Origin of the sequence: Dactylosporangium sp. CA-233914 (assembly GCF_050942935.1) — a bacterium.
In the GTDB taxonomy this organism is placed as follows: Bacteria; Actinomycetota; Actinomycetes; order Mycobacteriales; family Micromonosporaceae; genus Dactylosporangium.
Genome location: NZ_CP192030.1, coordinates 10,766,482 through 10,779,217 on the forward strand (window position 1 = coordinate 10,766,482; position 12,736 = coordinate 10,779,217).

Consider the following 12,736-nt stretch of genomic DNA (forward strand, 5'->3'; position numbering starts at 1 on the left):
GCCGGTACCCGTTCAATACCTTCCCCACGTGCGGGTGGCCGGAGCGTTGTGTCCGTCGATCGGACCAGCGGACATCGCCGCCCAGCTCGACCTGGAGTCGAGCTGGAACCCCAACGCCTACACCGACACCGGTGCGGTACCGGCGAAGGGCATCGCACAGTTCACCGATGCCACCTGGCAGACGTGGGGCTACGACTACAACCACAACGGCACCAGCTCGCCCTACGACCCCGGCGACGCGATCCTCGCCCAAGGGCACCTCATGTGCGACCTGGTCGCCTGGGCCGAAACCAACGTCGCCAACGGTCGCCTCGTCGGCGACCCGCTCGACCTCGCATGGGCCGCGTACTTCGCCGGCCGCGGCGGCATCCTCGCCGCCGGTGGGGTCCCGGCCTCCGGTCTCGCGCACGACTACCCGCAACAGATCCGTAGCCGGCTACCGAAGTACGCCGTCGACACCGGCGGCGACGGACTGCCCAACGGCGGTGGCGGCATCCCACCCGGCTACACCCTGCCGTCCGACGCGCAGCAAGCCGCCGCCGTGTCCTTCGCGCTCGCCCAGCTCGGCAAGCCCTACGTGTTCGGCGCAGCAGGCCCGGACAGCTACGACTGCTCGGGGCTGATGATGCAGGCGTGGGCGCACGCAGGCGTGCGCATCCCGCGCGTCACCGGCGACCAAGTGCACACCGGCGTCGCCGTGGCCGGGCTCGACGTCATGCAGCCCGGAGACCTGATCCTCATCCCCGGCTCCAACGGCTCGATGCAACGACCGGGACATGTGGGCATGTACATCGGCCGCGGCGGCGACGGTCAGCAGTACCTCGTCCAAGCGCCACACACCGGCGACGTCGTCAAGATCACGCCCGTCGCGAACTTCAAGCCAGTTGCGGCGATCCGCCGCCCCCTTACCCGCTGACGAAGCGCAACGCCGGCCGCCCAGGCTGCCGCGCACCCCGTGACGCGCCGTTGAACCGCCGTCACAGCTCGGCGGAGTCAGCCGCATGCCAAGAACGCCCGGGAACGTCACATCCCCCTCGTGGTGTCGACCGGCCATTGCGCCGGCCGAACATACCCGACCCCGCGGCGCCCCCCGATCGGCGCTCATCCGTAGCAGAATAAGAGGACAGCAGATGGCTCGGCGCCGCCGCGAACCAAGCCCTGACCAGCTCGCGTTTGATTTCACCTTCGGCCTGCCGGGCACACATCCGCCACAGCCGGAGCTAGAACCCGCAAGCAAAGCACCAGAACATGAAGCACCGGCAGACGAGCCGTCTGCCGACGAACCGCGAGCAGACGAGGGAGCACAACGTGAACCGGTACGGTCAGCAGGCGCAGCGTCACTGGCAACAGACGATGCCGGTCCGCGTCCGGAATCTGGACGACCCGGAGCGCTTCTTTACAGCGATGGGCGAGGAACTGGAGGCGGCGATCGAGGAACTGGCCCGGACGCTGGCCGGACCGACTCCGACCGACGAGCCGTACATGGCTCGGGTACGGCGCCTGACCACGGCCCGGTTCGAGGCCGAGAGCCAGGTGCTGCGCGGGATGCTGCTGACCGTCGCGTAGCTCCGACAGCCCATGCGCCCGTCGCCGGCGGCGTGGCCGAAGCTGCGACCGGCGGTCCGACGCGAGATCCGCTATTCGAGGAGCTGCTGCAACCCCTGCTGGAGCACACCGCCACAACGGGCTCTGAGCTGGGTGCTGCCCCGGCCGCCGAAATCGCCCATGGCACGTACGGCATCGTGGCCGGGCAACTGCCCGACGGCCGCAACGCCCGGCTGACCGGCTACGTCGTCGCGACCCATCAGGCGGTCGCCGGGTACCAGGGCTGGACGCCGGAGCCTTGCCTGGTCGTGACCGTTGCCACCAGTCCCGAAGCACTGGACGGCATCGCTGTCGCCGTCCCCCTGGGTGCGGACCTCACGGTGGTGACGCCACCACCTGATGCGCCGGCTGGAACCGTGGCACCGTGGCGGCACATGCCGGTCATCGACCAGGTCAGCGCAGCCCTTGCCGAGACCGGCCGTAGCCTGCACGAAGAACTCGACGCGCAAGGCCGGACCCGGTGGACGATCCCCGGCGTCGACCGCGAGTTCCACGAGGTCGAGTCGATCGCCACCTACCTCTTCGGCGACGGCGTATGGCGTGGCCGGGTCGACCCGCTTCTACGGCAGCCCCTGGTTGATCAGGCGGTCACGGAAGGCTGCTGGGGCGGCGTCACCACGCACGGGCTGACGCCGTTGCGGACGGTACGCCGTGGCGCCTACGGGACGATCACCGGCCTGGTCGACGGCGCCGACGCAACAGTGACCGGCACGTACGACCGGTGGTGGACACCTAGCCACGGCACGCAGCGCAGCACCGTCGCGCACGTGGCCGTGAAGGTCGGCGATCCGGACGGCCAGCCCTACCGGGACCGGGTGGTGACGGTGACCGTACCTGTGGCCGGCGCCCACTTCACGGTCATCGACCGACCGCCGCTCCCCGGAACAGCACCTGCCACACCCGCAGTAGCGGCTCCGCTAGCGGTGTCGGACGACATGCTTCCGCTCGAGATCCTGCCCCGGCCATCGTCTGCGCCGACCGGGCTCGCTCCTGCAGCGCCGGAACCCACCGCCGCACCCGCCCCGGTGCCGACGCCAGCCGTCGGTGTCGATGGCAATGCCGACGTCAGCGCGGTCATCCCCGAAACGAGCAACGTAAACGGCAGTGTTGATGCCGACGTGGTGTTGCCGCCGTCGGGCGAAGCGGCGCGGGTGCAGGCCAATCTCGATGCCCTGCGGGTCCTGGTGCACAGCATCGAGGCCGAACAGCGCCCAGCAACGGACGAGGAGCAGGCAGCGCTGGCCCGGTGGTCCGGGTGGGGCGCCACACCGGGCCTTTTCGACGAACGACCCAGGGAAGCTGGACGGTTCGCCGCCCAACGCGCGGAGTTGCAGCAGCTGCTCGGTGACGACGCGTACCGAGCTGCTCGTGCCACGACGCTCAACGCCCACTACACCGACCCGCGCCTCGCGGCGGTGGTGTGGGCCGCGCTCGGCACCCTCGGCTTCGACGGCGGCTCGGTCCTGGAGCCCGGCTGCGGCAGCGGCAACTTCCTGGCCGATGCCCCGGCCGGTACCCGGCTGCTGGGCGTGGAGGTCGACCCGCTCACCGCCCGGATCGCCCAGGCCCGGTTCCCGCACGCCGACATCCGCTCCGAGTCGTTCGCCGACACGCAGCTGCCTGACTCTGGGCTCGATCTGGTGATCGGGAATGTGCCGTTCGGCAGCCACAAACTGCACGACCCCGCGCACAATCCACGTCGCCGCCACAGCATCCACAACCACTTCATCCTCAAGGCCCTGGCCGCCACCCGACCCGGTGGGCTCGTCGCGCTGATTACCTCCCGATACACCATGGACGGCCGCGATGATGCGCATCAGGAGGCCCGTCACCAGATGGCCGCGCTGGCCGATCTGGTCGGTGCGGTCCGGCTGCCCAGCGGCGCGCACCAGGCCGCGGCTGGCACCAACGTCGTCACCGACCTGTTGGTGTTCCGACGTCGCGAGGCCGGCCAGGCTCCGTCCGGGCCAGCATGGACGGCCGTGCAGTCCGTCGAGCTGCCCGCCGCGACCGAAGGCGTGCAGGCCGAGACGTTCGACATCAACGGCTACTTCCTCGACCGGCCGGAACTCGTGCTCGGGCGGCAGCTCACTGGCACTGGACGTGCCCGCCCGACCGTCGTCGTCGAGCCGGACAACACCGACGTCGTCACCGCGCTGGAGCGTGCCCTCCAGCAGATCGTGACGGCCGAGCAAGTGGCCCCGGCGGTGGTGCTCCGCGGTCCCACCCCCGACCAGGAGGGCCTGTTCATCGACGCCGGCGACGGACGGTTTTGGCAGGTCCGCGACGGCCGGCGGGCCCGACACGAACCGCCGCGAACCCAGGTCGCCGAACTGCGCGCCCTGATCGGCCTGCGGGAAACGATCCTCGGCCTGCTCGACGAGGAAGCCGCCCACCGCACCGACACCCCGCAGACCCAACGGCTGCGAGCCAACCTGAACCAGCAGTACAACGCCTACGCCGCCACGTTCGGCGCCATCAACCGGTTCCAGTCCTCAGTAAGCACCAAGGTCGACAAAGAGACCGGCGAGCTCATCGAGACCGAACGGCGGACCTACCCGCGGATGGGCGGGTTCCGCGACGACCCGTACTTCCCGTACGTCGCGGCGTTGGAGAAGTTCGACGACGACACCGGCACCGCAGAGAAGGCCGAGGTGTTCCGGCAGCGGGTCATCACGGTGCCGACCCCGGTCGAGCGGGTCCAGTCCGCCGATGACGCCGTCGTGGTGTGCTGGGACCGGCACAACGAGGTCCGGCTCGACGTCGTTGCCTCACTGCTCGGCCTGGACTCCGAAGCGGCAGCCCGCGCTGCCCTGGACGGGTTGGTGTTCGAAGACCCACAGTCCGGTGCGCTGATCCGCAAAGCCGAGTACCTGTCGGGCAACGTCCGCGCCAAGTTCACTGCCGCGCAGCAGGCGGCCGAAACCAACGCCCGGTTCGCCAGCAACGTCGAGGCACTCCAGCAGGTACTCCCGCGTGACCTCACGCCAGCCGAGATCAGCGCCCGGCTCGGCTCGCCGTGGATCGCAGCCAGCTACGTCCAGCAGTTCCTGCGCGAGATCCTGGACGACCCTGGCGTCATCGTCTCCAACGTCGGTGCCGCATGGTCGGTCAGCGGCGCCGCCAAGACCGGCGTGCTGGCGACCACCGTGTGGGGCACCCGCAACCGGACCGCGACCGACCTCGCCGCGAACCTGCTCAACAGCCAGAGCATCGAGATCACCAAGACGATCGGCACCGGCACGGACAAGCGCACCGTCCGTGACCTGGAAGCGACCGCGATGGCGCAGGCGAAAGCCGAGCAGCTCGACGGCAGGTTCCGGGCCTGGCTGTGGGAGGACCCCGACCGCTCCGCCGAGCTGGCACGCACCTACAACGACCGGTTCAACGCGCGGGTCGTGCGGACCTACGACGGCGAGCACATCACCGCTCCAGGCATGTCCGCGGCGTTCACGCTGCGCCCGCACCAGATGGCCGCGGTGGCGCGCATCCGCAACTCGCGGGGCGTCGGGCTGTTCCACGGCACCGGGGCCGGCAAGACCCTGGAGATGATCGTCGGTGGCATGGAACTGGTCCGGCTCGGACTCGTCAGCAAGCCGGCCTACATTGTGCCGAAAGGGGTACTCGGCCAGTTCCGCCGCGAGTTCCTTCAGGCGTACCCGCGGGCCAAGGTGCTCGCCGCGGACACCGAAGACCTCGAAGGCGACAAGCGCCGCCAGTTCGTCGCGCGCTGCTCCACCGGCGCCTGGGACGCGATCATCATCAGCCACGGCGCGTTCAAGAAGATCCCGGTCTCCCGCGCCAACAAGGTCGCCTACCTGAACAAGCAGCTCGACCGGCTCAAAAGCCACCTGGAGAACGCAGTCGACGCGGACCGGTTCTCCGTCAAGGACGTCGAGAAGCAGATCCAAACGCTGCAGGAACAGATCAAGGAGCAGCTCGCAACACCCAGCGACCCGGGTGTGGAGTTCGAGCGCACCGGAATCGGCTACCTGTTCATCGACGAAGCACACACCTACAAGAACCTGCGGGTGATCTCGGCGATCAACGAGCTGGCACACCGCGGCAACCAGATCACCGCGGACCTGGACATGAAGCTGGAGTACCTGCGCACCATCAGCCCGCGGGTGGTCACGCTGGCAACCGCGACCCCGATCGACAATAGTCCGTCGGAAATCCTGACGATGACCAAGTACGCCGCGCCGGAACTGTTGGCCGAGATGGGCATCGTCGACGACGACCAGTACCACGCCGCCTTCATCCAACCGCGCCGCCGGGTCGAGATGCGCCCGGACGGCTCCGGGTTCACCTCACGCACCCGGCACACCCGCTTCGTCAACCTGCCCGAGCAGAAGCAGCTGATGTACTCGTGGGCCGACGTCAAACTCAAGGAACACCTCGACCTCGGCGAACCAGTGATCATCGGCGGCAAACCGGAGATCCTGTCCGTGCCGGCCTCGCCCGAACTGCAAGGGCACCTCGTCTCGCTGGCGGCGCGGGCCAAAGCAGTCACCGGCGGGCACCCGGACCAGCGGCTGACCACCGGTGGCACCCTCCGCGACGACAACATCCTGTGGATCTCCACCGACGGGAGGGCCGCGTCGCTCGACCTGCGGCTCATCGGCGAGCACACGAACGCACCACAGAAACTCGACGCCGCCGCGGACTGGCTGATCGATACCTGGCAGCGGCACCGCGACGACGTCTACACACGCCCCGACGGAACTCAAGACCCGATCCCCGGCTCCCTGCAGCTCGTGTTCTGCGACCTTGGCGTCCCACGCGACGGACGGTGGAACGTCTACGACGGGCTACGCGACGCGTTGGTCGCCCGCGGCATGCCCGCCGACACGATCCGCTTCGCCCAGGACGCCACCAGCCGGCGGCAGAAGGACCAGCTCGACCAGGACGCCCGCGACGGCAAGATCGCGGTCCTGGTTGGCAGCCGAGCCGGGCTCGGCACGGGACGCAACATCCAACGACGCGTCATCAGCGTGCTGCAGCTCGACCCGACGTGGAAACTCAGCCCTGTCGTGCAGAGTCTTGGCCGCGGCCAGCGGCAAGGCAACGCCAACCCGGCCATCCACCACGTGTTCGTGGTCACCGAGAACTCCTACGACCCGTTCCTCTGGCAGAAGGTCGACGACAAGGCCCGCTTCACCAAACAGATGCTCGACCCGAACGACACCACCCGCATCATCGACGCCCAGGACGGCGAGGGCGACGGCCAGATCGACCCGGCGGTCATGTTCGCCGTCGCGGCCGGTCGACCGGAGTTGCTGGAGCTGCACCGCACCGAAGAGACCGTCGGCGCGCTCCGCCTCGAACAGCGGATCTGGGCGGACGAACAGGTCGCGCTCGAGGCCACCGTCGAGCAGAACCGGCGCAGCATCACCGAGCTGCACCGGGCCGTCACTGACCTGGACGACGTCCTCGCCCGACGGACCGACACCCGCGACGAACAATTCACGATGACCCTCGACGGTACCGCGTTCGACAGCCGCTCCGCTGCCGGCGCCGCGCTGGTGGAGCGGCTGCACCGCAGCGTGCACACCGCCTACGGACGGAGCCGCCTCGACCTCGGCGTGCTCGGCGGTATCGCGGTAAGCGCCGACATCGAGCCTGACCTGCTCGGCCATCGCGCACGGGTCGCTCTCGCCGGGATCGCCGACAGCACCATCGAGCTGAGCCAACACAACCTCGACGCACTCGCCGCCAGCGAAGGGCAGGACCGCGTCGGACTCATCCGGCAGTTGGAGAACAAGCTCGCCGGCGCCGACGACCTCCGAGCGCGTCAACAGGCGACCATCGACCGGCTGCAGACCAACATCGGACGCGCCACAGACCGGATCGGCAAGCCCTTCCCGCAGCAGGACGACCTTGACCAGCACGCCGCCAAGCTCGCCACCCTGCACCGAAAACTCCGCATCGTCGACGCAGCCGTTCCCGACAGCCCCGCCGCGCCGATCGACGACGCCAGCGGCCCAGCGGACGACGGCAGTAGCCTGCGCGAACCCAACATCGCAGACGCCCGCCTCTCGCCCGGCGCCGACCGCCCGACATCATCCGTCCGCAGCCCTGAAGCCAGGCCCGGCTCCGGCATCTCGACCGCCGCACCCGGCCAGGCGCACCCGGCAGACCTGTCCCCTGCGGCGGCGGCAACCGAACAGGGCCGGCACAACGACGACACGAGCCAAACCGGCCGAACAGGCGTCAGCATCAGTACGGACGGCGTGCAGGCACCGACGGACCAACCGGCGGCACCCGCGGCCGGCTTGCCGGAGCTGCACCGATGGCGACGCGGACATCCGTTCTACCCACCAGCCGAGGTCGCCGCGGTAATACCCAGGCTGTACGGCACAGACGGCATTTCGCCCGAGCAGACCATGTTGCACCTGCACTACTTCGGCGGCGCTACAGACGTCTGGCTCGCCGAATACGACCCCGGCACCGGTGAAGGCTTCGGCTTCATCAACATCGGCGACCCGGCCGACGCCGAGTGGGGCTACGTCAACCTGCCCGAATTGGAGGCGATCAACCGCGGCCTGACCATCATCGAACGCGACCTCTACTGGAGGCCGGTCCAGGCCAGCGACGCGAACCTGCCTGGACCCCGCGCACCGCGCCAGCCGACCGCGCTGCCGGACCACGCAGCCGCCCAGGCGCCGGCAACTCCTGCGCGGTCCGAAGTACGACCCGTCCCGCCCATCCAGACAGCCGGCGACACCGAACTCACCGACACGCGGGCACCCGCACCGGAGACAACGCCGAGGCCGACCAACGACGGTCGAGGACCGGCCGCACCGCCCCTCGCCCCGCCGACCCGCCGCCAAACGGATACACCAGCGTCAGCCGCACCCGCCCCAAGGCAGGCTCCACCGCAGCCGCCCAGCGGACCGCCTCCGGTCAGCGCCCGCACCGTGACCAAACAGCCCGGCAGCAGCGGTCAGACGACCGCGGCCGAATCTGCCCCCGGCACCGCGGCAGCCACGCCACCAGGCCCCGCACAGACCCCTGCCATGGACCCGACCGCAACTGCCGCCGACCCAGCCACCGCAGCCGACACCACTGCGGCGCGCCCATCCTGGGCCGAGCGTATCCAGGTCACCGACGACCCGAAACCCGTCGTCCGGGGCACCAGCGGCGCCCGTCGCGAAGACGGACTTCGCGGTCTGCTCAAACAGCACCGCTTCCGATGGAACTCGGCGAACCGCGAATGGCACTACAACGGCCGACCCGCCGACCGAAACGCCGCACTCGGCGACATCCGCCGCTGGCTGGCGGCGCAAGACCGCGCCGACAGCCACACCCGGCCAACGCCCACCGCGATGACCCCCACCCCGCAGCAGCAACGCATCATCGAAGCGTTCCGGGCCGGCCACGCCGTCGCAGTGCAAGCCCTCGCAGGTACCGGCAAGACGTCGACGCTGCTCATGCTCGCGAACGCCCGACCAGACGCCCGAATCGCATACATCGCGTTCAACGCCCCCATCGCGGCCGAAGCCGCGGCAAAGTTCCCACGCCACGTCCGGGCCGCCACCGCGCACTCATTTGCCAGGGAGGCGCTCGGCAACGGGCCCCTGCGCGACAAGGCGATCCGCACAGGCGCCCGCTGGGCGGAGGAATGGGCCGCTCACCTGAACATCGAGCCGCACGTGCACGCCGACGGCAGCGGTGTTGTGGACGCTGACCGGGTGGCCCGCCTGGTGATCGCCACCGTCCACGAGTTCAGGCAGAGCGAGGCCGATACCATCGTCGCGCGACATCTCCCCAGCGACCTCGCGGTGGACCAACCCGACCTGGCCCGCGTCGTGCTCGATCACGCCCGCACTGCTTGGGCCGACCTCGTCCATCCCAAGGGCAAGCTGTTCTTCGACCACGACGACTACCTCAAAGCGTGGGCCTTGACCCACCCAGTCATGCCCTACGACGTGATTTTCTTCGATGAGGCGCAGGACATCAACCCGGTGCTGCGCAAGCTCATCCAGGACCAGCCCGCGCAGACCATCGTGGTCGGCGACTCCAACCAGGCCATCTACGGCTTCCGGGGCGCCATCGATGCCCTGCACGACTGGCCCGCCGACACCGAACTGCCACTCACTCAGTCCTGGCGGTTCGGCCCGGCCGTCGCCGAGGTCGGCAACCAGTTCCTGACCTTGCTCGGCTCTCGGTGGCGGTTGAGCGGTAACCCGGCCCTGGAGAGCAGCATCGGCGACGTCGCGCTCCCGGACGCCGTGCTCGCCCGCACCAACGCGGGCGCGGTCGCCGCAGTAGCCGACGCCTTCGACGCCGGCCGGCGCGTCGCCCTGGTCGGCGGCGGCAGAGCAATCGAAGACATCGCCAAGGCTGCCCAGGACCTACAGGCCGGCCGACCCACCAAACACCCGGAACTGGCCCGGTTCACGTCCTGGAACGAAGTCCGCGCCTACGTCGATGACGCGGAGACCGACGCCGTCTCGCTCCGCGCATTCGTCACCCTCGTCGACCGACGCGGCTCCGACCCCCTGCTCCAGATGGTCCGCGACCTCATCAACGAAAACGAGACCGGGGCGGACGGGCAACCCGCGTACGACGTCATCGTGTCCACCGCGCACAAAGCCAAAGGCCGCGAATGGGACCGCGTACGCATCGCCAGCGACTTCCCACAACCCCAAACCAACCAGCAGACCGGCAGGACCGTGCTGCCCAACGCCGAACAGCTCCGCCTCGCCTACGTCACCGTCACCCGAGCTCGTCGTCAACTGGAGCTCGGCTCCCTCGCCTGGATTACCGATCCAGAAAACCAGCAAGCGGGACGAACGCCGCTGCGCGCGGTGACCGCTGCGCGAATCCCGACGCCTGCCCAAGCGACAGACCCAACAGCAGCACCCCGGCAAAGTGACGCCGACCTGCCAGCGCCGCACGTCGAGCCGCAGATACCGTTGCAGCAGGCCGCACCGGGTATAGGCGCGGTTGAGCGCCTTCGGGACGGTAACCGCGAGCACCACGCTACTCCGACCGCAACAGTTGGCGCAGTCGGTGACCTTCTGCCAGCCGAACCAGCCAGGCTCCCCTCCAGCGAGGGCGGTCTGACGCCCACCCAGCAGTACGTGGCAAGCGAAGTCGCCACAGCCGGCACCGGCTACAGCACCGCCGCGCACCGGTTCAGCGCCTACCTACAACTACCGACGGCCGAGGTCGCCGGTCTGCCGGTGACCGTCCAAGCTGCCCTGCGCGCCGACCTCGAACAGGTGGCCGCGTCCGGCAGCCCTCGGGAACAGTCGACCACCCTGCTGCTCACACACCGATGGTTCGGCGGAGGAACCGAGCACACCAAAGCGCAACAGGACGCCATCGCAGCGGCCGGCGTCCCGTCGCTGCACCAAGACCACGTCCGAGTCGGCCTGTACGGAGCGCTGTCCGCAGCGCAGTTCTACGCGCTGGACACCGTGCATCAGGCCGCGATCCGCGCAGACCTTACCGACATCACCACCAGCGGCGCGACGAAGACCATCCCACGCAACCGGACGACGTACGGCACCACCATCCAAGGCGCCACCGCGGACCACGTCGATGCAGCGAAGGCGCTACTGCGCGCCATCGGCCTCGATCAGCGCCCGACGAGCAGTAACGCCGACAAGGTCGGGTCTCGAGTATGGCTGGCTCACCTCAATCCAGGCGACCAGATCCAGCACCGTGACCGCCCTGTCACCGTCGACCGAATCGGCCTGGACGGCCGGGCCTACCTCACCAACGGCACGGCCATCACCGACCGCACGCAACGAGCGATCCTGCTCGCAGCGGCAACGCCGCCAAACCCGGCGCCCGCACCCAGCGACACGGAGCCACGGCAGCGCACTGAGCCACCGATCGGTGCGCAGTCGACCGACACGGTGACGCCCACCGCTACAGCCGCGGACGGTAGCGACGAACCAGCCCATACGGCGCTGAGCCGCTTCACGGCGGTCGAGCAGGCAACCATCCGTAACGCCGTCGACGATCACGCCGGCTTCTATGCCCTCGGGCCGCTGCACACCGGAGCCTCCGCAACAGCCCGGTACGTCAGCGAAGGTCACCTCCGCGACCTGATGGAGCAGTACAGCCTCGCCACCGTTTGGACCGCAGTGAGCGCCGTCATCGACACAACCCCAGACGTGCTCGAACGCTCGGACGCACATCGAGAGCAAATCCGAGCGGACCGTCACCACCAAGCCGGACAGGCCGCGGCCGACGCCCTCACAGCGTTCAAGTCAGGCGACTTCGACGCCGCCGAGCGACTTGCCCAGCGGGGACGACTCATCGACCCGCACTATCGCCCCGGACGAACCGAGCAACGCCTGTACGGTATCTCCTGGGACGAGATCGACGCAGCGATCGCCAACGCGCGGCAACCGGAAGACGGACCGGTCGCACCAGCCGAGCACCGACCGGAAGGTGGCGCCGAACAGCCGCAACACGCCGCCGCTCAACTGGCCAAACTCGACACCGCCATACCGCACGCCGCAGTGATTAGCCGACCGGCCGCCACCCACGCACGTCAACACATCGATGCGAACAGCAACTGCCACAACTCCGTCACCCGGTGACCTGCGCACCCCTCGCCCGGATCAGCGTTTGACGGTGTGAGGTTCGAGGTGGTCGGTGCACCGCAATGTGGTTGCTGATCCGGCCGATGCGCGCGTGTGAACTTGACGTTGAGGGCGCCGGCCTGGATGCTGCCTTTGTACTCGTCGTCAGGGTCGGCCCTGATCAAGCGACCTCAGCACGTTACAGGTGGCTACCCGAGCAGCAGGCGAAAAGTCACAGGACGCTGAACCACGACATGACCGCGACGCATGCGGTCAGCGTGGCGACGAACGCACAGAGCCGGAGCGTTGTTCCGGTGTTCCGCAACGCGTAGCGGATGGTCTTGTTCATCTCGATTATGGCGGTCTCGATCCAACTCATCGCTGTCCATTCGAAACTCTGCGGGACGGGTCTCGGACAGCATCACAGCGCTTGGCTGCCTTCGTCATGCCGGATGTCGATACCCTTTAACCCGCGCATAGACAACACGAGGGCGCTGCGAGAGAAAGGCGTTCTTGCAGCTAGGCCCCCCCATTGGGAATGAGGTCGGGTTGCGGTCAAAGGGTCAAAACTGGTCCGTGGAACT

General features: G+C 68.8%; 4 protein-coding genes. 3 read left to right on the forward strand and 1 reads right to left on the reverse strand.

Features of this window, described 5'->3' with window-relative positions; translation table 11 throughout:
• Positions 1 to 28: 28 nt before the first annotated feature.
• The 3 genes from ACQPY0_RS47850 (at position 29) to ACQPY0_RS47860 (ending at position 12,170) form a co-directional block, all read left to right on the forward strand.
• Positions 29 to 916, forward strand: coding sequence for an NlpC/P60 family protein (locus ACQPY0_RS47850; RefSeq protein WP_432976796.1), 888 nt, complete (start codon positions 29 to 31; stop codon positions 914 to 916).
• Between the two features lie 332 nt (positions 917 to 1,248).
• Entirely contained in the window at positions 1,249 to 1,566 is a 318-nt protein-coding gene (locus ACQPY0_RS47855; protein WP_432976799.1) for a hypothetical protein, read from the forward strand.
• Positions 1,567 to 1,598: 32 nt separating this feature from the next.
• On the forward strand, positions 1,599 to 12,170 hold the full coding sequence (locus tag ACQPY0_RS47860; RefSeq protein ID WP_432976802.1) for a UvrD-helicase domain-containing protein: 10,572 nt from the start codon (positions 1,599 to 1,601) through the stop codon (positions 12,168 to 12,170).
• A 214-nt stretch (positions 12,171 to 12,384) separates the two neighbouring features.
• Here ACQPY0_RS47860 and ACQPY0_RS47865 read toward each other — a convergent pair whose 3' ends face one another.
• A complete protein-coding gene (locus tag ACQPY0_RS47865) occupies positions 12,385 to 12,531 on the reverse strand; it encodes a hypothetical protein (RefSeq protein WP_432976805.1) in 147 nt (48 codons plus the stop codon).
• Between the last annotated feature and the right edge of the window lie 205 nt (positions 12,532 to 12,736).